The sequence below is a fragment of the Noviherbaspirillum sp. genome (assembly GCF_036846085.1).
Taxonomy (GTDB): Bacteria; Pseudomonadota; Gammaproteobacteria; order Burkholderiales; family Burkholderiaceae_D; genus Noviherbaspirillum.
In genome coordinates, this window is sequence record NZ_DAIUCO010000003.1 from 20,966 (window position 1) to 44,294 (window position 23,329).

18 protein-coding genes and 1 other RNA gene are annotated in these 23,329 nt (G+C 61.7%); 15 read left to right on the forward strand and 4 right to left on the reverse strand.

What is annotated here, in order from left to right:
• Positions 1-5 precede the first annotated feature (5 nt).
• Positions 6-911: an alpha/beta hydrolase family protein gene (locus tag V7080_RS00685; RefSeq protein ID WP_334186469.1), complete on the forward strand. Its 906-nt coding sequence runs from the start codon at positions 6-8 to the stop codon at positions 909-911.
• A 47-nt stretch (positions 912-958) separates the two neighbouring features.
• On the forward strand, positions 959-1,726 hold the full coding sequence (locus V7080_RS00690; RefSeq protein WP_334186470.1) for an enoyl-CoA hydratase: 768 nt from the start codon (positions 959-961) through the stop codon (positions 1,724-1,726).
• Between the two features lie 86 nt (positions 1,727-1,812).
• On the opposite strand, the gene paaY is transcribed toward V7080_RS00690, so the two are convergent.
• Positions 1,813-2,415, reverse strand: a complete 603-nt coding sequence (gene paaY / locus V7080_RS00695; protein ID WP_334186471.1) for a phenylacetic acid degradation protein PaaY — start codon at positions 2,413-2,415, stop codon at positions 1,813-1,815.
• A gap of 151 nt (positions 2,416-2,566) precedes the next feature.
• Here paaY and V7080_RS00700 point away from each other — a divergent pair, with 151 nt between their 5' ends.
• Both V7080_RS00700 and paaZ read left to right on the forward strand, forming a co-directional pair.
• Positions 2,567-3,184: a TetR/AcrR family transcriptional regulator gene (locus tag V7080_RS00700; RefSeq protein ID WP_334186472.1), complete on the forward strand. Its 618-nt coding sequence runs from the start codon at positions 2,567-2,569 to the stop codon at positions 3,182-3,184.
• A 189-nt stretch (positions 3,185-3,373) separates the two neighbouring features.
• Positions 3,374-5,425, forward strand: coding sequence for a phenylacetic acid degradation bifunctional protein PaaZ (gene paaZ, locus V7080_RS00705; RefSeq protein WP_334186473.1), 2,052 nt, complete (start codon positions 3,374-3,376; stop codon positions 5,423-5,425).
• A gap of 145 nt (positions 5,426-5,570) precedes the next feature.
• On the opposite strand, the gene V7080_RS00710 is transcribed toward paaZ, so the two are convergent.
• Positions 5,571-6,008, reverse strand: a complete 438-nt coding sequence (locus V7080_RS00710; protein ID WP_334186474.1) for a hypothetical protein — start codon at positions 6,006-6,008, stop codon at positions 5,571-5,573.
• A gap of 325 nt (positions 6,009-6,333) precedes the next feature.
• On the opposite strand from V7080_RS00710, the gene V7080_RS00715 reads away from it, so the two are divergent.
• On the forward strand, positions 6,334-8,430 hold the full coding sequence (locus tag V7080_RS00715; RefSeq protein ID WP_334186475.1) for a TonB-dependent receptor family protein: 2,097 nt from the start codon (positions 6,334-6,336) through the stop codon (positions 8,428-8,430).
• 60 nt (positions 8,431-8,490) lie between these two features.
• On the opposite strand, the gene V7080_RS00720 is transcribed toward V7080_RS00715, so the two are convergent.
• The gene (locus tag V7080_RS00720; RefSeq protein WP_334186496.1) at positions 8,491-10,380 is read right to left on the reverse strand and encodes a sigma-54-dependent Fis family transcriptional regulator; all 1,890 of its coding nucleotides are present in this window, start codon (positions 10,378-10,380) and stop codon (positions 8,491-8,493) included.
• 417 nt (positions 10,381-10,797) lie between these two features.
• Between V7080_RS00720 and V7080_RS00725 the strand changes: the two genes are divergently transcribed.
• The 3 genes from V7080_RS00725 to V7080_RS00735 all read left to right on the forward strand — a co-directional run bounded on the left by V7080_RS00725 (position 10,798) and on the right by V7080_RS00735 (position 13,915).
• Positions 10,798-10,953, forward strand: coding sequence for a DUF2256 domain-containing protein (locus V7080_RS00725; RefSeq protein ID WP_334186497.1), 156 nt, complete (start codon positions 10,798-10,800; stop codon positions 10,951-10,953).
• Positions 10,950-12,497, forward strand: a complete 1,548-nt coding sequence (locus V7080_RS00730; protein ID WP_334186476.1) for a cryptochrome/photolyase family protein — start codon at positions 10,950-10,952, stop codon at positions 12,495-12,497. Before V7080_RS00725 ends, V7080_RS00730 begins: the two co-directional genes overlap by 4 nt.
• A gap of 185 nt (positions 12,498-12,682) precedes the next feature.
• Positions 12,683-13,915 (forward strand): hypothetical protein, encoded by a 1,233-nt coding sequence (locus tag V7080_RS00735; RefSeq protein WP_334186477.1) that lies wholly within the window; start codon positions 12,683-12,685, stop codon positions 13,913-13,915.
• Between the two features lie 40 nt (positions 13,916-13,955).
• Here V7080_RS00735 and V7080_RS00740 read toward each other — a convergent pair whose 3' ends face one another.
• Positions 13,956-15,665 (reverse strand): thiamine pyrophosphate-binding protein, encoded by a 1,710-nt coding sequence (locus V7080_RS00740; RefSeq protein ID WP_334186478.1) that lies wholly within the window; start codon positions 15,663-15,665, stop codon positions 13,956-13,958.
• 75 nt (positions 15,666-15,740) lie between these two features.
• Here V7080_RS00740 and rnpB point away from each other — a divergent pair.
• The 7 genes from rnpB (at position 15,741) to V7080_RS00775 (ending at position 23,328) form a co-directional block, all read left to right on the forward strand.
• Positions 15,741-16,118, forward strand: an RNA gene (rnpB, locus tag V7080_RS00745) — RNase P RNA component class A.
• 842 nt (positions 16,119-16,960) lie between these two features.
• Positions 16,961-17,389, forward strand: coding sequence for a division/cell wall cluster transcriptional repressor MraZ (gene mraZ, locus V7080_RS00750; protein WP_334186479.1), 429 nt, complete (start codon positions 16,961-16,963; stop codon positions 17,387-17,389).
• Between the two features lie 6 nt (positions 17,390-17,395).
• Positions 17,396-18,358, forward strand: coding sequence for a 16S rRNA (cytosine(1402)-N(4))-methyltransferase RsmH (gene rsmH, locus V7080_RS00755; protein WP_334186480.1), 963 nt, complete (start codon positions 17,396-17,398; stop codon positions 18,356-18,358).
• Positions 18,355-18,627: a cell division protein FtsL gene (ftsL, locus tag V7080_RS00760; RefSeq protein WP_334186481.1), complete on the forward strand. Its 273-nt coding sequence runs from the start codon at positions 18,355-18,357 to the stop codon at positions 18,625-18,627. Before rsmH ends, ftsL begins: the two co-directional genes overlap by 4 nt.
• Positions 18,627-20,384 (forward strand): peptidoglycan D,D-transpeptidase FtsI family protein, encoded by a 1,758-nt coding sequence (locus tag V7080_RS00765; RefSeq protein WP_334186482.1) that lies wholly within the window; start codon positions 18,627-18,629, stop codon positions 20,382-20,384. The genes ftsL and V7080_RS00765 overlap by 1 nt, the downstream gene beginning before the upstream one ends.
• On the forward strand, positions 20,384-21,940 hold the full coding sequence (locus V7080_RS00770) for a UDP-N-acetylmuramoyl-L-alanyl-D-glutamate--2,6-diaminopimelate ligase (protein WP_334186483.1): 1,557 nt from the start codon (positions 20,384-20,386) through the stop codon (positions 21,938-21,940). The genes V7080_RS00765 and V7080_RS00770 overlap by 1 nt, the downstream gene beginning before the upstream one ends.
• Positions 21,940-23,328 carry a UDP-N-acetylmuramoyl-tripeptide--D-alanyl-D-alanine ligase gene (locus V7080_RS00775; protein WP_334186484.1) on the forward strand — a complete coding sequence of 463 codons (1,389 nt, stop codon included), beginning with the start codon at positions 21,940-21,942 and terminating at the stop codon, positions 23,326-23,328. The genes V7080_RS00770 and V7080_RS00775 overlap by 1 nt, the downstream gene beginning before the upstream one ends.
• Position 23,329: the final 1 nt, after the last annotated feature.

Below are 23,329 nucleotides of genomic sequence, written 5' to 3' on the forward strand. Positions count from 1 at the left end.
GTGCCATGGAATCCATCGAACTCACCGCGAATGACGGCGTCAGGCTCGCCGCCACGCGGTTCGCTCCATCCGGCAAGGCAACTGCCGTGGTCGTGCTGCCGTGCGCAATGGGCGTGAAGCAGGACTTTTATTTTCCTTTCGCCGCATACCTTGCCGAGCACGGCATGGCGGCAATCACCTTCGATTACCGCGGCATGGGCCGATCGGTACCCGCCGCGTTCCGGCGTTCGCTGCGCGGCTTCAAGGCCGATCTGTTCGACTGGGCCGAGCGCGACTACAACGCCGCGCTGCATGCGGCGAAGGCGTGGCATCCCGATGTTCCGCTCCTGGTCATCGGCCATTCGCTCGGCGGACAGCTGCCCGGCCTGGTGCCGGACAATCACCTGATCGACGGCATCCTGACCGTCGCCGCCGGCAGCGGCTACTGGCGCGAAAACGCGCCCCAGCTCAAGCGCATCGTCTGGTTCATCTGGTACTTCGCGGTGCCGGTCTACACACGGCTGTTCGGCTACTTCCCCGGCAAGAAAGTGAAGAAGGTCGGCGACCTGCCGAAGGGCGTGATCCATCAATGGTCGCAATGGTGCCGCAATCCGCATTACGTGGTTGATGCGCATGGCGCGCCGCTGCGCGACGGCTACGACCGCATACGCGTGCCGCTGCTGGCGATGAGCTTTACCGACGATGAGATGATGAGCCGCCTCGGCATCGACAAGATGCACGACTGCTACCGCAATGCGCAGGTCGAGCGCCGCTACATCAAGCCGTCGGATGTGGATGCGCGGCGCATCGGCCACTTCGGTTTCTTTCGCCCGCAATTCAAGGCAACGCTCTGGCAGCAGGCGGTCGACTGGCTTGAACAGCGCGCGCAAACAAAGCTTCACTCCCAGGCAGGCCGGCACGGCATGGCCTGATCATTCACGACAACGATATCAACCACACACAGAAAAATGGAGAACACATGGACATCCTGACCAGCAAGGCCAACGGCATCCTCACTATCGAATTCAACCGCCCGGATAAAAAGAACGCGATCACATCGGCGATGTACCAGCTGATGGCCGATGCGCTGAAGGACGGCGAAAGCGATGCCGCGGTGCGCGCCATCGTCCTGATCGGCAAGCCGGAAATCTTCACCGCCGGCAACGACCTCGAAGACTTCATGAAGAACCCGCCGGGACCGGTGGGCGACCGTCCGGTAGCGCAATTCATGCGGGCGCTCTCCGGTGCGAGCAAGCCGGTGGTTGCCGCGGTCGCCGGCGCGGCGGTCGGTATCGGCACCACGCTGCTGATGCATTGCGACCTCGTGTATGCAGCCGACAATGCCAAGTTCTCGATGCCGTTCACGCAACTCGGCCTGTGTCCCGAATTTGCCTCCAGCATGCTCTTCCCGCAAATGGTCGGTTATCAGCGCGCGGCGGAAAAGCTGCTGCTCGGCGAAGCGTTCTCCGCGCAGGAAGCACTGCAGATGGGTTTGGTCAGCAGGGTGGTTCCGGCTGCGGAATTGGCCGCCTTCGCGCAGGGACAGGCAGCAAAGCTGGCCGCCTTGCCGGCGTCGTCGCTGCGGGTCACCAAGCGCCTGATGAAGGGCGAACAGGGAGAAGCGATCACGGCGCGCATGGCGGAGGAGAACAAGCACTTTGGCACGATGCTGAGCGCGCCGGAGGCGAAGGAAGCGTTCACCGCGTTCTTCGAAAAACGGAAGCCGGACTTTACGAAGTTCTCGTGATCCGAGGATGGTTTGCGGGGCATCCGCACGTCGTACCGGTGATTCCCACGAGAGTGGGAATCCGCTAACGCACCGTGCCGTAAATCTTATCCCCGCTTCGCCGCAATCAACGGCTTCACGTCCGGCGCCTGCGGACGTGGCCGGTTTGTCTCCACTTCCGTCAAGGGCTGGACTTCCTGCATCGTCGCCAGGCAGCGTTTCGTCAGATCCTGGTACGTCAGCGTTCCTTCCAGCTTCCACGCAATCTCTTCCTCGCTGAGTTCGCGCAGCACCTTCGCCGGCACGCCGGCCAGCAGCGATCGCGGCGGCACCTTCATGCCGGCGCGCACGAAAGCGCTGGCGGCGACAATCGTTTTTTCGCCGATCTCCGCCTCGTCCATCACGACCGCATTCATGCCGACCAGCGCGTCGCGCCGCACCACGCAGCTGTGCAGGACCGCGCCGTGACCGATGTGGCCGTTTTCCTCGACCACCGTATCGGCAGCGGGGAAGCCGTGGATGACGCAGGTGTCCTGCACGTTAGCGCCGCGTTGCAGCACGATGCGGCCGAAGTCGCCGCGCAGCGATGCGCAGGGGCCGATGTAGCACTCCGGGCCGACGATCACGTCGCCGATCAGTACGGCCGTCGGGTGGACATAGGCGGTCGGGTCCACCACGGGGATGACGCCTTCAATCGAATAACAGGGCATGAAAGCTCCTCAGGTTGGTTCGTGCCAGGGCGACTGCATTGCGCTTGCCCCGGCTTGCCATGGACGACTATAATTTAAGCCGACCGGTCGGTCAAATATACTGCAGGCAAGTTTGCCGCCTGTTTCACAACCAGATTTTGGATTCCACTGCATGGCACGAGGACGTTCCCCGGGATATGACGACCAGCGCGAGGCCATCCTGTCGCATGCCGCACGGCTGTTCGCCCAACGCGGTTATGCGGCGACGTCGATGAACGAGGTCGCCGAAGCCTGCGGCATGTCCAAAGCGTCGCTGTATCACTATTACCGGGACAAATCGGCCTTGCTGGTGCATATCGCCGATGCGCACGTAACGCGCCTGGAAGCGGTGATCGCGGAGGTAGTGCAGCAGAATCTTCCTCCCGACGCGCGGCTGCGCAGCCTGATTCACCGCTTCGTCGAGGAATACGCGATGGCGCAGGATGCGCACCGGGTGCTGACCGAGGATGTGCGGTTCATGAACGAGGACGACCGCGAGCGGGTACTCGACGGCCAGCGCCGCGTGGTGGCGGCATTCGCGACGGTGATCGCCGAACTGCGTCCGGAGACGGAAGAGGCGACGCTGGCCAAACCGCTGACGATGCTCCTGTTCGGGATGATCAACTGGATGTTCACCTGGCTGAAGAAGGACGGCGACCTGACGTATGAGGCGATGGCGCCGATCGTGACCGACTTGTTTTTCGGCGGGTTTCCGGCGGTGCAGGTGCCGGGTGCCGGTTCAAAAAGTTGACGTCAACGTTTGATTTCTCTACCTGTCGTCCCCGCGAAGGCGGGGACCCAGAGATGCACCACCGTACTCATTCGCGTAGCCAGTGCATCCCTAGATTCCCGCCTCCGCGGGAATGACAGCGCTACTGCATAGGCAGCAAAATATTTTCAGCAATTCCAGTCCACATCGATATCACTTCAGGAGACTCTCATGACCACCATGCCCACCCTGCAAAGCTTCATCGGCGGACGCTGGATCGGCGCGCAGGCGGCCCAGCCGCTGGCGAGCGCGATCGACGGCCATGTCGTTGCCCACACCCATGCCGAGGCAATCGACTTTGGCGAGGCACTCCTGCACGCGCGGCGCAAAGGCATCCCGGCGTTGATGGCGATGGATTTCCAGGAACGGGCGGCCCGCCTGAAAGCGCTTGCCGCCTATCTCGCCGAACGCAAGGAACAGCTCTACGCAATCTCGCATCACACCGGCGCCACCCGTGCCGACGGCTGGATCGATATCGAGGGCGGCACCGGCACGCTGCATGCCTATGCCGGCATGGGTTCGAACGAACTGCCGTCGGGGAATGTGCTGCATGAAGGACCGCCGCTGCAGCTCGGCAAGCAGGGCAAATTCTTTGGCACTCATATCCTCGTGCCGCGCGGCGGCGTCGCGGTGCATATCAACGCCTTCAATTTCCCTATATGGGGCCTGCTGGAGAAATTCGCTCCGACCTTCCTTGCCGGCATGCCGTGCATCGCCAAGCCGGCGACCGCGACCAGCTATCTCACCGAGGCGATGGTGCGCATGGTGCAGGAATCCGGCCTGGTCCCGGAAGGCAGCCTGCAACTCGTCATCGGCGGCACCGGCGACCTGCTCGACCGCCTCGAGGGATCGGACGTGGTGACCTTCACCGGCTCTGCCGATACGGCGGCGAAGCTGCGCGCCCATCCCAACCTGATCCGGCAATCGATCCCGTTCAATGCCGAGGCGGATTCGCTCAATTGCGCGATCCTCGCGCCGGATGTCACCCCGGACGACGAGGAATTCGACCTGTTCGTGAAGGAAGTCGCACGGGAAATGACCATCAAGGCGGGGCAGAAATGCACCGCGATCCGCCGCGCCATCGTGCCGCACCAGCATCTCGATGCGGTCGCGCAGCGCCTGCGCGAGCGGCTTGCAAAAACAGTGATCGGCGATCCGTCGCGTGAAGGCGTGAAGATGGGTGCGCTCGCATCGCATGCGCAGCAGGCCGATGTGGCGGAGCGGGTGGCGCTGCTGTCGCAGGGCAACGAGGTGGTGTTCGGCGCGAAGGATGGGTTCAACCCGGTCGGCGATGGTGTCGGCGAAGGTGCCTTCTTCGCGCCGACCCTGCTGCTGTGCCGCGACGCCTTCGCCAACGAAAAGGTGCACGACATCGAAGCCTTCGGACCGGTCAGCACCCTGATGCCCTACGGCGATATCGACGAGGCATTGGCGCTCGCCGCCAAGGGACGCGGCAGCCTCGTCGGCTCACTCTTCACCCGCGATCCGAAGATCGCCGCGAAGGCGGTTCCGGTCGCGGCGATGCATCACGGCCGCATCCTCGTGCTGGATCGCGAGGCTGCCGCCGAATCCACCGGCCATGGCTCGCCGCTGCCGGCACTCAAGCACGGTGGTCCCGGGCGTGCCGGCGGCGGCGAGGAACTCGGCGGCCTGCGCGCCGTCACGCATTACCTGCAGCGCACGGCGGTGCAGGGCTCGCCGACCATGCTGACGGCGGTGACCGGCGAATATGTGCGCGGCGCGGCGTTGAATGAATCGGAGATCCATCCGTTCCGCCGCCATTTCGACGATCTGCAGGTCGGCGATTCGCTGCTCACCCATCGCCGGACGGTGACCGAAGCCGACATCGTCGCCTTCGGCGGCCTGTCGGGCGATTATTTCTACATGCACTTCGACGAGATCGCGGCAAAGGAAACCCAGTTCGGCAAGCGCATCGCGCACGGCTACTTCGTGCTGTCGGCCGCCGCCGGCCTGTTCGTGTCGCCGGCGCCCGGACCGGTGCTGGCGAACTACGGCCTCGACACGCTGCGCTTTATCAAGCCGGTCGGCATCGGCGACACGATACAGGCGCGCCTGACCTGCAAGCGCAAGATCGACCGCCGCAGGAAGGACCCGAAAGGCGTGGGGCAGGGCGTGGTGGCGTGGGATGTGGCGGTGACGAACCAGAACGGCGAACTGGTGGCGAGCTACGACATCCTGACGCTGGTGTCGAAACGGGCTTGACCGCGATCGGGCTGGGGATAGCGGCGCTGCTGGGAACGGTGGCGGCGCCGAAAATCCAGGCGCGTTTCAGGAGGGGTAACCTGGAAGAAGTTTCCGATGGCATGTCCGGGTCGTACGACAGGCCATGCCATCGGAGCGAAGCGAATCAGCGCGAATAGTACCCGGAACCGTGCCGTGAGCCATGTCCGTCGCCATGCTGCCGGTGGCCATGTCCCTGGTACTCCTGCCGCGGGTATTGCTCCACGCGGCGATGCTCGCGCCAGTGATTATGATGATGCACCCGGGGCGGCACATAGGTCACTGTCGGCGGCGGAACGTAGACGGTCGGCGGCGGACCATACTGGAAATTCGATTCGATCGAATTGGATACCGGCGGTGCATAGTAATAACCGGGAGCCGGTTGCTGGTACACCACCACCGGCGGCGCATACCGATACACCACGGCGGGAGGAGGGGCGTAATAACTTGGGGAACCGACCGACACCGACCATTGCACATTGCCGCCCGCCTGGGCCGGCATTGCCGCAAGAACCGCTGCGCCCGCGGCGAAAAGGGTTGCAAAACGGGTTAAATGGCGTTTCATGATTTGCTCCTGTAATCCTCACAATGTAGGGTAAAACCCCCGATTTTTCCATTGCTGTTACTAAATCCTTACAGGGTGCTTTACAGATTGCATCCCTATGGCAACATCGGCGCGATCAGGCCGTGCAAATGAAATGATTTCATACGCTACGTGTTACGCATATCGTCTCCCAAAGACGATGCGATAAGGTTCGCGGTGAGTCAGGCTTGATGAAAGTCGTAACGAAGTATCGTGGCTATGCTTCAATTTGCATCTCTCTATGATGCTTCGCCATGTGCATCAGCACCGGTTGTCTTCCAAACGATCTTCCGCTCCGGACATAGTCATGCACAACCGAATCCAACCGCCCGCTCCTGCCAGTCGTCACAACCTGCCGGTGCCTTCGCGGATTGCATGCATCTTTTGCAGTGGCATGCTGCTGTCTCCCGTTGTGTTCGCGCAGCAGGACAACATCCGCCAACTGGAGGAAGTGGTCGTCAGTGCCAGCCGGGCCGAGCAACGCAGCTTCGACGCGCCGGCCGCGATCGACTCGGTGCCAGTGGACACCTTCCATACCGGCTCGCCGCTGGTCAACATGTCGGAGCTGCTGTCGGCAGTGCCCGGCGTGCAGGTCCGTGAACGGCAAAACTATGCGCAGGATCTGCAAGTGTCAGTACGGGGCTTCGGGGCACGCTCGACGTTCGGTGTGCGCGGCGTCCGTATCCTTATCGACGGCATTCCGGCAACCATGCCGGACGGGCAGGGACAGGCATCGACCGCCAGCCTGACGTCGGCCAGGCGCATCGAATTGCTGCGCGGCCCGGTTGCGCAGTTGTATGGCAATGCCGCCGGCGGCGTACTGCAGGTCTTCACCAAGGACCCGCCTGCGACGGGCAAGCCGGAATTCGGCCTGTCCGCCGGCGCCGGGTCGGACGGCCAGCGCCACGTCGGCGCATCGATCGCCGGCGGCACCGATACCCTGGGCGCTTTGTTGGACGTATCCCGCTACAGCACCGATGGATATCGCGACCACAGCGCCGCGGAACGCACGCAGATCAATGCAAAAATCGTCGCCCGACCGTCGGCGGACACCACGCTGACCGGCGTGTACAACCGCTTCGACCAGCCGTTGGCGCTGGACCCGCTCGGCCTTACGCGGACCGCCTTCGATCAGAATCCACGGCAGGTAATACCCGCCGCGATTGCCTTCAATACCCGCAAGACCGTCGAGCAGCAACAGGCCGGCGTCGTGATCGATCACCGGATGTCGCCGGAAGATAGGCTCAATGCACGCATCTACGCCGGCGAGCGCGAGGTCGACCAGAAGCTGGCGTTCATGACGAATGGCGTCGTGAACCTCGACCGCAGCTATGGCGGCGTGGGGGTGAGTTGGACCCGCAAGACCCGCGTCAACCAGATGCCCTTCGGCTGGACTGTCGGCATCGAAGCCGACCGGTTGAAGGAAATCCGCAAGGGATTCGACAACAACATGGGGGAAAGCGGCGCATTAAGACGGAACGAGGACGACACCGCAACCAACACCGATCTATTCGGCCAGCTCGACTGGACCTTTGCGCCGCAGTGGCGTGCGCTGGCCGGCGTGCGGGTAAGCAAAGTGCGCTTCTCGGTCGACGACCGCTTCAATCCGCCGGCGACCAGCACGAGCGGCAGTGTCGAATACAACAACACCAGTCCCGTTCTCGGCCTGGTCTGGAATGCCAGCGACACGCTCAACATTTACGGCAATATCGGCGAGGGTTTCGAAACGCCGACGCTGGCGGAGTCCGCCTATCGCCCGGACGGCGTGCCCGGCCCCAACTTCGCGCTGAATCCGTCGCGCAGCCTGCAAAGCGAAATCGGCATGAAGATGCGCAGCGGCCGCCATGCCTTCGATGCCGCCGTGTTCGACGCCCGCAGCAGGGACGAAATCGTGTCCCGCTCCAGCGGAGGCCGCGCCACTTTCCAGAATGCCGGACGGGTCCAGCGGCGCGGCGTCGAAGCGTCATGGAAGGCGGACTGGAAAAATGCGAGTACACGCATCGCCTACACCCTGCTCGATGCGGATTTCAAGACCGGCTATAGCAACCCGGCGGGAACGATACCGGCAGGCAATCGCCTCCCCGGAGCACCGATGCACAGCCTGTTTGCCGATGTCGAAGTCAAGCCCGCCGACGCCGTCACGATCGGGCTGGAAATGCGCGCCGAAAGCAAGGTGTATGTGAACGACGCCAATGCCGAGGCGGCGCCCGGGTATGCCGTATTCCACGCCCGGGCAGGATACGAGTTCCGGCTGGGCGGTGCGAAGATGTTTTTGTACGGCCGCATCGACAATCTGCTGGACAGGAATTACGCCGGGTCCGTGATCGTCAATGAAGCAAACCGGCGCTTCTTTGAACCGGCGCCGGGGAGGCGAGTGTTCGTGGGATTGCGTACTGCGTTCTAGCACCGCGTTCGATGAAGAAACTGGCGGAAACGGTGCGGCGATACACCTTCCGCAGGATGCTTACTCCTGCCGCATCTTCCGATAAATCGTATTGCGCGAAATGCCCAGCACCCTCGCCGTCGCCGAGACATTGCCGCCGTGCGCGGCAAGGGTCTGCCGGATGATCGACGTCTCGACCTCATCCAGCCGGGTGGATGCCGCCGCTGCGCCGCGAGCGGTATCGGCAACGACTTGCGGATGGCTGTCCGCGAGGTCTTCCAGGAAATCGTCCGGCAGATGCTCGCGCCGGATCTCGCGATCATCGTCCACCATGATGGTTGCGGTGCGCAGGAGGTTGGTCAACTGGCGGAAATTGCCCGGCCATTTGTGCTGCTTGAACAATTGCATCGCCTCCGCCGACACGGTGAACGGCTCGCCGTCCGATTCGGCCGCCAGCAACCGGCGGATCACGGTTTCGAGGTCGGTGCGTTCGCGCAGCGGCGGCAGTTTCACGACCAGTCCGTTGAGGCGGTAGTAGAGATCTTCGCGAAACAGATTCTTCGCAATCATTTCCCGCAGGTTGCGGTTGGTGGCGCAGATCAGCGCGACATTCACCGGGATGGACCGGGCACTGCCGAGCGGCGTGACGACCCGTTCCTGCAATACCCGCAACAGCCGGGCCTGAAGGCTGAAAGGCATGTCGCCGATCTCGTCCAGAAATAGGGTGCCGCCATTGGCCTGCAGAATCTTGCCGATACCGCCTTTCTTTCGCGCGCCGGTGAAAGCGCCGTCCTCGTAGCCGAACAGTTCCGATTCGATCAGGGTCTCCGGGATCGATGCGCAATTGACCGCGACGAAGGGGCCGTCCGCGCGTGGCGAATCATTATGAATGGCTTGCGCCAGCAACTCCTTGCCGGTGCCGGTCTCGCCGGTCACCAGGATGGAAATGTCGCGGCCCGATACCTTGTTGACTTTGGCGATCACTGCCGCCAGCTGCGCATCGCCGGTATCGAGTGCATGCAGGCTCAGACGGCGCATCCGCGCCTGTGTCCCGGGCGGCGTCGCCCTGGTTTCGTCCCGGATGGCTGCCGCAGCCTTCTCGCTCGTGCCGGACACCGATAAATTCTGGAAGACCTTGTTCGAGAGGCGCAGCTCCGCCTTCGCGAATACCCGGACACCGTTGTGCAGGCACATGTTCAGCAGCGTAGGCGTGGCGGTCCGGTAATGATCGAACAGCACCGAGATCGGCAGCCCGAACAAGGAGCTGAAGGTATGGCTCTTCAATGCGGACAGGGATAATCCGAGCTGGAACAGGCCGCTGCGGCTCGCCGACAGGAAGCGGCCACCCGGCGTGAAGGATGCGATGCCCTCCATCAAGGTGCCGATGAACTCCGGCCGGCTGTGGAAATGCAAGGTGATCGCGTCGTTGAAGGCGGCGGAAAACACCTGGTTCTCGATCATCTGCGCCGACATCCGCACCAGCGCCATGGTGTGCTTGTGATAGCTGCTCTGGTCGCCGGTCACGTCGAGAACGCCGATCACTTCGCCCTGGTGGTTGAAGATCGGCGCGGCCGAACAGGTCAGGAAATGATTCGCGTGGAGATAATGCTCGTCCGCGTGCACGAGGGTGGGTTTCTTTTCCGCAATCGCGGTGCCGATCGCATTGGTGCCTTTTCCTTCCTCCGACCAGCTGACGCCCGGTTGCAGGGCCACGCGGTTCGCCTTTTCAAGAAAATCATCGTCGCCCAATGCATGCACGATCGCGCCGTTGGCGTCGGTCAATACCACCATGCTGTGCGTATTTTCGATCTGCTCGTACAGGGTTTCCATGACGGGCAGCGCATGGGTGTACAGCATCCGGTTCCGCTCGATCAGCAATGACAGATCGGTGCGCCCGAGCGGGTTGAAATCGACGCGGCTGTCCTCGGACAGTCCATATGCCGCCGAGCGCCTGCGGGATTCGCCGAGCATGGTGCTGAAGACGACAGAGGAAGGCGTGCCGGCCGGCGTGGGCGGACAATTTGACGGTGCTCCGGATATAGGGTGGTCGTGGCTGCCGGGAGGGCTTGTTGCGATGCCGTCATTGATGCGACTCATGTCTCGCTCCTGGTACAAGTTCAGCGTATTGCGGCGGCTTGTTCTGGCATTTTTATTGTGTTTCCCAGCAATGTAACACCGGATCACCATCGGCGCAAAAGTGGATCCCGGCCTTTTATGACAGGCCGAACCGGGTATCGGGATGCATCCCGATTCCGTATTGCAACTATCATGGGATCTTCCGGCCGACACGGGTCGGATATAGTAAGCAATCGACAGATGGCATGGCGATCTGCACTTCAACCCGGCGAGCTTCGCGCCGCCGACTCATCAGGACGAACCGACATTTCTATGCCCGACCGCACGCCGCATCCCGGCAATAAATCCACCCTGCCGAGCAAGCCCTGCGCAACCTGCGGCCTGCCGATGACCTGGCGACGCAAATGGGCGAAGAATTGGGACCAGGTGAAGTACTGTTCCGAGCGTTGCCGAAGGAACGCGAAATGAGCGCCGCCGGAATCCGCCATCTGGTCCTGATCCTGGGCGACCAGTTGAATGCCGACAACCCGGCATTGCTTGGTTTCGACCCGGCGCAGGATCGAATCCTCATGGTGGAGTGCACCGGGGAGGCGACGCATGTCTGGAGCCATAAGTCGCGCATCACCGTGTTTCTCGCTGCGATGCGGCATCACGCCAAGGCTCTGCGGGCGCGACAGTGGCCGGTCGACTATTGGTCGCTCGGCAGCCACGACCACGCACAGCTTGCCGATGCATGGCGTACGGCGATCCGGCAGTGGCGGCCAGTGAAGGTCATTGCCTGCGAGCCGGGAGAGTGGCGGCTCGAGACGGCGCTCCAGTCATTGTGCGAGGAGGAGGGTGTCGCGCTCGCCGTGCGGGAAGACAGTCACTTCCTGATTTCCCGCGCCGAGTTCATGCGCTGGGCCGGCAGCAAGACGACGCTGCTGATGGAGCCGTTCTACCGGACGATGCGCACGAGGACCGGCGTATTGATGGACGGGAAAAAGCCGGCCGGCGGCGTGTGGAATTTCGACAAGGAAAATCGTGGCGCCTTCGGCAAGAGCGGACCGGGTGAACGGCCGGCGACGAAGCGGTTTCCGCCCGACACGATCACCGAAGCGGTTATCCATGACGTCGCCATGCGATTCCCGGATCATCCCGGTTCGCTCGATGACTTCGGCTGGCCCGTAACGCGCGAGCAGGCGCTGCTGGCGCTGGACAATTTCATCGAGCATCGCCTTGCCCGCTTCGGCGATTACCAGGATGCGATGTGGAGCGGCGAACCGTATTTGTATCACGCGCTGCTGTCGAGTTCGATGAATCTCAAGCTGCTCGATCCGCGCGAAGTCATTGATGCCGCGCAGTCGGCGTGGCAGCGCGGCATCGCGCCGCTGCCGGCGGTGGAGGGATTCATTCGCCAGATCCTCGGCTGGCGTGAATTCATCCGCGGTGTGTACTGGCGCGACATGCCGAAGCTCGGCACGGCGAATTTCTTCAGGCACGATGTCCCGCTGCCGTCGTGGTACTGGACCGGCAATACGCAGATGAACTGCATGCGACACACCATCGGCCAGACACTGCAGCATGGCTATGCCCATCACATCCAGCGCCTGATGGTGACCGGCAACTTCGCGCTTATCGCAGGCCTGCTGCCGCAGCAGGTGTGCGACTGGTATCTCGCCGTGTACGTCGATGCGATCGAGTGGGTGGAACTTCCGAATACGGCCGGCATGTCGCTGTACGCGAACGGCGGACGCTTCACCAGCAAACCCTACGCAGCCAGCGGCGCGTACATCAAGCGCATGAGCAATTACTGCGGCGGCTGCCGATATCGGCCTGAGATCAAGACCGGCGCGCATGCCTGTCCGATGACGACCTTCTACTGGGATTTCCTCGACCGCAACCAGGAGCTTCTCCGGAGCAATACCCGTACCTTGCTGATGATGCGCAACCTGGACCGCATGACCGAGGAGGAGCGGTCGGCCGTGCGTGCGTATGCGCAGCAACTGCGCGTCGATATCGAGCGACTGTAGCCGAATCCGCGAGCACCCGGCTCTCGGCTCTCCTGAGCGGCTGCATCCTCGCGGCGGAACCACCTGCGCCAGACCGCCACTCATCATGAGGGAATTGGAATTCCAGAACAGCGACGGGAAAACTTGCTGCTGCCGAAGTAACAGGCATGCCGGAAGCGGCGCGGCCGTATAACGAGGTTGTTATCGTGAACGTTTTGAAGCTTTTTCGACCAGGCGGCGCCACACCGGCCATCGATACTCCGGCGCCGGCACAGCCCGCGCCGTCCGGCAGGCATAAGGCATCCACGGCCAAAGACACCAAGGGCGTCTTTAATCAACTGCGCGCGGGCGGAAGCAGGTGCGCCAACAATCTGCTGCACAGAATGTCCGCATCTCCGACCAAGCCGCAGGAGAGGGCGACCGCAGAGCAATTTTTATCGGCTCACGCGCCATCCTCGACGCAAGGCGTCAGGGGCACGACGGCGATCACGGAGAAGAACAAAGCGGTGGAAGGCGAGATACGCCGCCGGATCGCGCTGTTGCCCCAAGGCCGCGAGAAAGAATCCGCGTTGAAGCAGCTCGACAGCCTGATGCAGATGAACGAGAAGCGGCCGAAGGAATGCGGCCGTTTGCTTGCGCAACTGGACGGCGTCGTGACCCCGCTCGCGAAACGGGCGCAGAACATGGAGGCGCACCGCCTGAAGATTGTTGCTGATGCCAACCGGTGGGACATTCAACCGCCTGTGCCCGATTCATTGGCCGATCACGCTCGATTCAATGCAGAGGTGCGGACCCGCATCCGGAAAGAAATCGCCGAGGAAAAAAAGCGGTTCAAAATGACTGTGACGGATCGGTCCGGAAATGCGCAGGAAAAGGAAACGGCGCTCATCCGTTATCACCGGCTGCGGACAATGCCGATGTCCGCAGAGCAGGAGTTGAACGAATATCGTGCGCTGAACCAGGCGCTCACGTCCGGAGCCTTCCGTCCCGATCCGTATGCCGGCAAGAGGGCCGAGGCGGAACTTCAGGAAACGAAGAAGTCGATCTACGAATACATGACGTCGTTACCCCGGACAGAAGGTCAAAGGGAAGAACTGGATGCAATCATCACCGCGTATGAACGCTTGATCAATACCCATTCCCGAGACGGGGTGGGCACTGCAGGTGCGCTGAGGGACTTCAGGCGTTTGAAGCGCCAGATCGATCAAGGCGTATTCGAGCCGGCGCAACGGCCCCAGCCAGCCTTGCCGCCCAGTGCCGGCTCAGTGGAAAAATCGCGGGAGCGATATCTGCTTTCCGTCATCAACGAAGAGTTCACCTACGACCACGACGGCAGGGACGCCGACGGCCGGGACAAGTACGGCGAGATGTTGCAGAACAAAAAGCAGGCGCGGGAAGAACTCGAGCAGCTGCGTAGACGGTACGCACAACGGAGGTAAGGATGCCTTACCTGCCCGCGGTGATTGGTGCGGCGTTGCGTCAGGCACCCGCGCGTTGCTGCGCCGCCCTGCGGATCGTCTCCAACGTCGCGTTCGGTGTAATCAAGTTGGCGTCGTAACGTAATTCAATCAACGCCGGCAATCCGCTCGATGCAATGTGCGACAGCGCGTCGCGCAGCGCCGGGAGGAATTGTTCCGTCGTGTCCACCGCAACCCCGTGCGCGCCGTAAGCACGCGCGAGCGCTGCGAAGTCCGGGTTGTGCAGCCGCGTGCCGGATTCACGGGCGGGAAACTCGCGTTCCTGGTGCATGCGGATGGTGCCGTACATGCCGTTGTTGAACACGATGAACAGCACACCCGCGCCGTACTGCACCGCTGTTGCAAGTTCCTGGCCGGTCATGAGGAAATCGCCGTCGCCGGCAAAGTTCAGCACGGCGCGTGGCTTGCCGTGGTGCTGCGCGATTACGCTGGCAGCGACCGCCGCCGGCACGCCGTAACCCATTGCCCCCGAGGTCGGCGCCAGTTGGGTTCGGAATCCGCCGTAGCGCCAGAAGCGATGCGCCCATGTGGCGAAGTTGCCGGCGCCGTTGGTCAGAATCGTATCCGCCGGCATTTCCGCCTGCAACGTCTTCACCACCTGCCATAGGTTCAGCGGCGCGTCACCGTCCTTGAAAATCGGTGGCTCCGCCTGCCATGCGTCATATTCCGCACGCGCTTCGGCGACAGTGCCTTGCCATGCGCTCGCGTCGACCGCCGGCATTGCCGCCAGCGCGGCGGCGATCTGCGGCATGCCGCTATTGATCATCAGGTCCGCCTGGTAGACCTTGCCCAATTCCTCCGCGCCGCTGTGGACATGCACCAGACGTTGCGCAGGGCAGGGTGCGTCGATCAGCGAATAACCGCCGGTGGTCATTTCGCCGAGGCGTGGACCGATTGCAATGACCAGGTCGGAAGCCTTGATGCGTGCTGCCAGCTTCGGGCTGATGCCGATGCCGACGTCGCCGATATAGTGCGCATGGCGATTGTCGAGCAGGTCCTGGAAGCGGAACGCACAGGCAACCGGCAAGCGGCTGGATTCGGCGAAGCGACGAATGTCGTCACATGCGGCAGCATCCCATCCTCCGCCGCCCAGCAGGAGGACCGGGCGTTTTGCCGCGCCGAGCATGTCGCGCAGGGTTTGCAGCTGTGCTGCCGACGGTGCCGCCTGCACCGGCCGGTAGGGCCTTGCATCCGCAGTCTGCGCGGTTGCGGCCAGCATGTCCTCCGGCAGCGCCAGCACCACCGGTCCCGGCCGCCCGCTGGTGGCGGTCTGGAATGCGCGTGCCATATATTCAGGAATACGGTCCGCGCGGTCGATCTGTGCGACCCATTTCGCCATTTGCCCGAACATGCGCCGGTAATCGATTTCCTGGAATGCTTCGCGCTCGACGAAGTCGTTGCCGACCTGGCCGATGAACAGGATCATGGGCGTGGAATCCTGGAATGCGGTATGCACACCGATCGACGCATTGGTGGCGCCAGGGCCGCGGGTCACGAAGCAGATGCCGGGCTTGCCGGTCATCTTGCCGTAGGCGTCGGCCATGAACGCGGCGCCGCCTTCCTGGCGGTTGGTAATGAACTTGATCGGCGCGTCATGCAGCGCGTCGAGCACCGCGAGATAGCTTTCGCCGGGAACGCCGAAGGCGATATCGACGCCGTGGGTGAGTAATGCGTCGACCAGGATGCGGCCGCCGTTTCGTGGTTCGGTCATGGGATCACCGCGCAAGGCAAAACCGATACGTTAACAGAAAACGCTTTTCCGCATCGCTGTGAGACAATGGCGGCCGAAGCAAGCCAGACAGCCGCTGGCCGTCGCAAGACGGCGGGAGGAAGGTCCGGACTCCATAGAGCAGGGTGACGGCTAACGGCCGTACGTTGAAAGCCTGGGCTTCGTTGTCCAGGTATAAGGCGCGGAATAGGGCCACAGAGACGAGTCTTTGGGACCGGGGAGGGCGAAAGCCGCTCTCTGCGTCACAAAGGGTGAAACGCGGTAACCTCCACCCGGAGCAATTTCAAATAGGCACGCATTGATGCTGCTCGCGGAGCGTGCGGGTAGAAAGCTTGAGCCGTGGAGCAATTCACGGCCTAGAGGAATGGCTGTCATAACGCGAGCGCTTCGGCGCAAGCGTCGTAACAGAATCCGGCCTATCGGCTTGCTTCACTTAAATTCTTCGGCGCATGTCTCGCACTGGGCTTCGCAGTTGAGCTAACTCAACGCGGTCCGGCAGGCATGTCATTACAGTAGAACCTACCAGAGCCTGTTGGCCGTGGGATGGGAAATCGTGAAACCGCGGAGGATTGCCTACCCGGACAGGCGCAACATCGGCGGCCGCCATGTTTTTCGTTGCGCGTTCGGATTCGCTTTCCCGCTTCCAAAGTTTCATCCCACGACCAACAGGCTTTTGTCATTTCTTTCGCTGTACGGGCATATCTCCTGTGCATGCTCCCTTCTCTATATAAAATTTCTTCGCTTTTCTGATGCGTGATGCCCGCTCATTGGTAGACGCGTTTACCCACCGTATTTCTCCCGCCGTTTGACACATCCAGACCTGCTCCTTTTTCTGTCAGGAAACTTTAAGCATTTCAGTGCGCCATGGACCGACTGGTGTTGCCATAGCCCAAGATTTGCCGGCAAATCCTGAAGTAAGTAACCACTAGGGTGGTCGGCTGTATTCATTTTGTATGCCATGCACATGGCCAAATCGACATATTTCATTTGGTATATACATGTAAATAGCTCATGAGTAACTTTGAGACTATTCCCTAAGTCCTTAATTTGAATCACATTTCGTGTTTTAATTTGCTTGAGCGAAATCCGCTAAGTCTTTGAGTTCATTGGAAAAATCCGCATTTGTTGCCTCTGATATTACTTGACCGCAAATTCTCCATCCTCTAAAGTGGGTGGAAGTGTGAAAAAGTGTATTTTTGTGGGATAAAAACCAATCAAAACCGTACTCACACGATTCACCAAGACAACTAAAAACAGCGGATGCGAGGGTACTCAGGGTGTTTCAAGGGGCGTCATCATTGAATCTCGATGCGAAGGGGAGAATGTCCATCCCGGCCAAGCATCGTGACGCCCTGACGGTCCAGTGCGAGGGCCGTGTCACTCTTACCAAGCATCCGCACGGCTGCCTGCTGTTCTTCCCCCGTCCCGTTTGGGAAAGCCATCGTGAACAAATTGCCGCCTGGCCCATGTCGGCCCGGGCGTGGCAACGCATTTTCCTTGGCAATGCATCCGATGTCGAAATGGACTCGGCCGGCCGCATCCTGATCGCTCCCGAGCTGCGCAGTGCAGTCGGCTTGACGCGTGACGTGATGCTGCTCGGCATGGGCAGCCATTTCGAGATCTGGGATGCCGCGAAGCTGGCCGAAAGCGAGGCCCAGGCGGTTGCCGACGGCATGCCTGATGTTTTAAGTAATTTTTCCTTCTAGCCCGCCATGAATTCGGAAGCGGTGCAGGAATTGCAGCACCGCACGGTGTTGCTGGAAGAGGCGGTGGATGCGCTGGCGATCGAAGGGCCGCGCGCCGACGGGATTTTTGTCGACGCCACCTTCGGCCGCGGCGGGCATAGCCGCAGGATATTGGCCCACCTGGGTGAGCGGGGACGATTGATTTCGTTCGACAAGGATCCCCAGGCGGTGGCCACTGCGAAAGCGATGCCGGACAAGCGGTTCGAGATCGTGCATGACAGCTTTGCCACGCTGGAACAGGCACTGGCGGAGCGGGGTGTGAAGCAGGTGCAGGGCATATTGATGGACTTGGGCATTTCGTCGCCGCAGGTGGACGAGGCCGCAAGAGGATTCAGTTTTCGACTCGATGGCCCGCTGGACATGCGCATGGATACGACGCGCGGCATGTCTGCAGCGGAATGGCTCGCAACGGCGGCCGAACATGACATCGCAAAGGTGATAAAGGATTATGGGGAAGAACGGTATGCTTTTCAGATTGCAAAGGCGATTGCAGCTCGCAGAGCAGTCGCGCCAATTTCAACCACACGACAGCTTGCCGAGATCGTGGCACACGCCGTCAAAACCCGCGAGAAGGGCAAGGACCCGGCCACTCGCACCTTTCAGGCTATCCGGATTTTCATCAATCAGGAGCTTGAAGAACTCGAAGTAGGACTCGACGCGGCATTTCGACATTTGGCCCCTCACGGGAGACTGGCTGTGATCAGCTTTCATTCACTGGAAGATCGCATCGTCAAGCGCTACATGGCATCCAAGGCCAACGCGCCGCAGCCTGACCGTCGACTGCCGATTCGTGCGATCGACCTGCCGCAACCCGAGTTGAAGCTGCTGTCCAAGATGAAGCCGTCGGATGCGGAAATCGCCGCCAATCCGCGGGCGCGTTCGGCCATCATGCGGGTGGCTGAACGCATCGCTTCCGGAGCCGCGCAATGATCGGTCGCATGAACGTCGTGCTGACCGTCATTCTGGTCCTGTGCGCACTCTCGCTGGTGAATGCGCAGTACCAGGCGCGCCGGCTTTTCATCGAACTCGAACGGGCGCAATCCGCAGCCAAGCAGCTCGACCTCGAGTGGGCGCAGTTGCAGCTCGACCAATCCACCTTCGGCAAACATGCGCGCATCGAATCCAATGCGCGCCGTGATCTTAATATGTTGACTGTCACTCCTGACCGTACCCAGTACCTTACACCGGGGGTGAAGTAATGCGCGCCGCATCACGTACCGCCGCCGGCAGGGGAGTGCAGTTCAGCGCCAGCCCGGTGCTGGCCGTCAAACTCCCGGTATGGCGCTCGCGTGTCGTGCTGTTTACGATGTTCGCCGCCTTTGCCGCCCTCGCCGGCCGGGCGCTCTGGCTGCAAGGAATTTCCAACGAATTCCTCCAGAAACAGGGCGCGTCGCGCTATGCGCGCACGCTTGAATTGCCGGCGACACGGGGCCGCATCACCGACCGCAACGGCCAGATGCTGGCATCGTCGTTGCCGGTGAAAGCCATCTGGGCGATTCCCGAGGACGTGACGGGTACGTCGGACGACAAGCTGCGACAAATGGCCAAGCTGCTCGAAATGAGCGAGCGCGACCTGCGCAAAAAGCTGGACTCCGACAAGACCTTCGTCTATTTGAAGCGGCAGGTCGAGCCCGATGTGGCGGACAAGGTCATGAAGCTCGGCATCCCCGGGATCTCGACCAAGAAAGAATACAAGCGCTATTACCCCGAGGGTGAGGTGATGGCGCATATCGTCGGTTTCACCAACGTCGAGGACAAGGGCCAGGAAGGCATGGAACTGGCATTCCAGAACAACCTGGCAGGCACGCACGGCAGTCGCCGGGTGATCAAGGACCGCCTCGGGCGCATCGTGGAGGATATCGAATCGGTCCGCCATCCGCATGACGGCAAGGATTTGACGCTGTCGATCGATCGCAAGATTCAGTACATCGCCTATTCACATTTGAAGGAAGCGGTGGAGAAGCACAAGGCCAAGGCGGCAGGCATCGTCGTGCTGGACGCGAAAACCGGCGAAGTGCTGGCGCTGAGCAACCTCCCGACCTATAACCCCAATGACCGCGGCCGGCTGACCGGCGCTCAGCTTCGCAACCGGGTGCTGACGGATACCTTCGAGCCGGGCTCGACGATGAAGCCGTTCGCCATTGCGTTGGCATTGGAGAACAATCTGGTGACGCCGCAGACGAACATCCAGACCGCGCCGGGCCGGCTCACCATCGGACGGGCATCCATCGGCGATGCGCATCCGCATGGCATGCTGACGGTGTCGCAGGTGCTCGAGAAGTCGTCCAACGTCGGTACCGCAAAGCTTGCGCTGCAGATGAAGCCGGAGCAGATGTGGGAATTGTTCACCACGGTCGGCTTTGGCCAGGCGCCCAAACTGGACTTCCCAGGCGCGGTGGCCGGGCGGGTACGTCCGCACAAATCCTGGAAGCCGATCGAACAGGCGACCATGAGCTACGGTCATGGTATCTCGACCTCGCTGATCCAGATGGCGCGCTCGTATCTCATCTTCGCCCGCGACGGCGACATGATCCCGACGTCGCTGATGAAGGTGGACACGCCGCCGGCAGGGCAGCGGGTGATTTCGGAAAAGACCGCGCGGAATGTGCGCGCCATGCTGGAAATGGCCGCCGGCCCGGAAGGTACTGCTCCCAAGGCGCAGGTTCCGGGATACCGGGTGGCCGGCAAGACAGGAACCGCGCACAAGCTCGTCGGCGGCCAGTACGCGAACAAGTATGTGTCGTCCTTCGTCGGCTTCGCACCGGTATCCGACCCGCGGATCATTGTCGCTGTCATGGTCGACGAGCCGTCCAACGGCATGCACTACGGCGGCCAGGTGGCGGCGCCGATCTTTTCTGCAGTCGTTGCCAATGCGTTGCGCGCGATGAACGTCGCGCCCGATTCGTCGGTAACCGACATCATCATCCCTCCGGTCGAACTGAAGGAGAGCCTGTGATGCAGGTGCGCACACCGGACGCCGGAGCCGGCGCGATCAGCGTCGCGGACATTCTCGATTGGCTGCACACGGCGGCGCCCGAGGCCCAGCTTTCGTCGGACTCCCGCAGCATCACGAGCGGCGATGTATTTATTGCCTATCCAGGGGAAACCGCGGATGGCCGCGACTACATTTCCCAGGCAATCGCGCGAGGCGCCAGGGCGGTAATTTATGAAGCCGCCGGCTTCCACTGGGACGCCGGCTGGACAGTGCCGCATCTCGCGGTGCCGGACCTGAAAAAGATCGCCGGCTTTGTCGCGAATGCCTATTACGATCAACCTGACGCCGAGATGTTTTCCGTTGCGGTCACCGGCACCAACGGCAAGACCTCCTGCAGTCACTGGCTGGGTACGCTGTTGTCGCGCCTCGGCGATCCGACTGCCGTGGTGGGAACACTGGGCGTGGCGATGTTCCGGCGCGGCGGTCATGACGGCTTCAGCAGCACCGGCTACACCACGCCGGATGCCGTGCTGCTGCAACGCAGGCTCGCATCGCTGCGCACCAGCGGCGCAAAGGCGCTGGCGATCGAAGCATCGTCGATCGGACTGGAGCAGGGGCGCCTTCATGGTTTGCATATCGATGTCGCGCTCTTCACCAATTTCACCCGCGATCACCTTGACTATCACGGCGACATGGCTACCTATGAAGCAGCCAAGGCAGTCCTGTTCGACTGGCCGGGACTCAAGCACGCGGTGATCAATCTTGATGACGGCATGGGCCGGCGGCAGATGCAGCGGCTGCATCAGTCGCGCCCGCAGCTTGGCCTGATCGGATACAGCATTGAAGGCCGCACCGAAGGAAGCGTGCCCTGCCTGCATGCCAGCGACATCCGCAGCAACCACGCCGGTACCGCGTTTCAACTTGCTTCGCCGTTCGGCTCGGCGCAGGTCAAGACGCACTTGGTAGGACAGTTCAATGTCAGCAATGTGCTTGGCATCCTCGGCGTGCTGCTGGCAAAAGGAATCGCGTTGAAAGCGGCAGTCGAAGCGGTGGAGTCGCTGACCGCGGTGCCGGGACGCATGGAGCAATTGGGAGGACAGGAAGCGCCGCTGGTGGTGATCGATTATGCGCACACACCGGATGCGCTGGAAAAGACGCTGGCGACGCTGCGGCAGGTCGCGCAGCAGCGGGGAGGACAGTTGTGGTGCGTGTTCGGCTGCGGCGGCGACCGCGATCCGGGCAAGCGGCCGCAGATGGGCGCCGTATCGGAAACGGCGGACCATATTATCGTGACCAGCGATAATCCGCGCAACGAGGAGCCGGCGGGAATACTGGCCCAGATCGTGGAAGGGATCGATGCCAAACGCAAGGCGACGGCGGCACCACTTGTCATTGAAGACCGCGCCGCCGCCATCCTGTGGGCGGTACGTCACGCGGCAAAACCGGATGTGGTTCTTCTGGCCGGCAAGGGCCATGAACCCTACCAAGAGATAAAAGGCAAAAAATTGCCGTTTCTGGATGCGGACCATGCGGCACTCGCATTGGCCGCACGAGCAACAATGAAGGGGAATAGTTAATGAAGTTGTCTTTGGCTGATATCCAGCCATGGATCGTTGATGCCGCGATCGAAGGGGAAGCGGCAAACGTGGCATTCGACGGCGTGTCCACCGACAGCCGCAGCGTCGCGCCGTCCAGCCTGTTCGTCGCCCTGCGCGGCGAGCGGTTCGACGCGCATGACTTTCTGCAGGAAGTGGCGGCGAAAGGCGTCGCGGCCGTGATGGTGGAACGTGTTCCGCAGGGATTGACGGTGCCGGCGCTGGTAGTGCCAGATACACGCGTTGCATTGGGAGAGCTGGCACGCGGATGGCGGCAGCGGTTTGGATTGCCTGTCATCGGCGTCACCGGCAGCAACGGCAAGACCACCGTCAAGGAAATGATCGCATCCGTCCTCAAGGCGGCGTTCGGCGATGAGTCCATCCTCGCCACGCGCGGCAATCTGAATAACGATATTGGCGTGCCGCTCACGGTGTTCCGTCTCGAAGCGAATTTAAAGGCCGCGGTGATTGAACTTGGCATGAATCATCCGGGTGAGATCGCCACGCTTGCGGCCATCGCGCAGCCCGTCGTCGGACTGGTCAATAATGCACAGCGCGAACACCAGGAATTCATGGAAAGCGTCGAGGCGGTCGCGAAGGAAAACGGCGCTGTCATCCAGGGCCTGCCGGCGGACGGCATCGCGGTGTATCCGGCGGATGATCCTTACACAACACTATGGCGCGCCTATGCCGGGCAGCGCCGGAGCATGACATTCGGGCTATCCGCGGATGCGGATGTGACCTGTACTTTTCGAGTGAACGATTTCGGCAGTGATCTGTCCATTACTGCCTGCGGGAAACATTTCCAGGTGAAGCTGTCCGCGGCGGGTGAGCACAATGTGCGCAACGCACTTGCCGCAACAGCATGCACGCTGGCGATCGGTATTCCGCAGGAGGCAGTAATCCGAGGTCTGCAGGCATTCGCGCCGGTCAACGGCCGGCTGCAACGCAAGACCGCAAAGAATGGTGCGCTTGTCATCGATGATACCTATAACGCCAACCCCGACTCGGTACGGGCGGCGATTGATGTGTTGTCGAATACGACGGCGCCCCGCGTGCTGGTGCTGGGCGACATGGGAGAGGTGGGCGACGAAGGCCCGCAGTTCCATGACGAGATCGGCGGTTACGCACGGCAGCGCGGCATCGAACAGCTATTCACCCTTGGCCAGCTGGCGCGTCACGCGTCGGCAGCATTTGGCGGGGGCGCGCGGCATTTCGATGACATCGGGTTACTGAATCAGGCAGTGGAAGCAGGCACTCAACCGAACACGACGGTGCTGGTGAAAGGCTCGCGCTTCATGAAAATGGAGCGGGTGGTCCAGCATCTCGTGAATCCCGATTCATCCGGACAAGTACAGGAAACCCATTAAC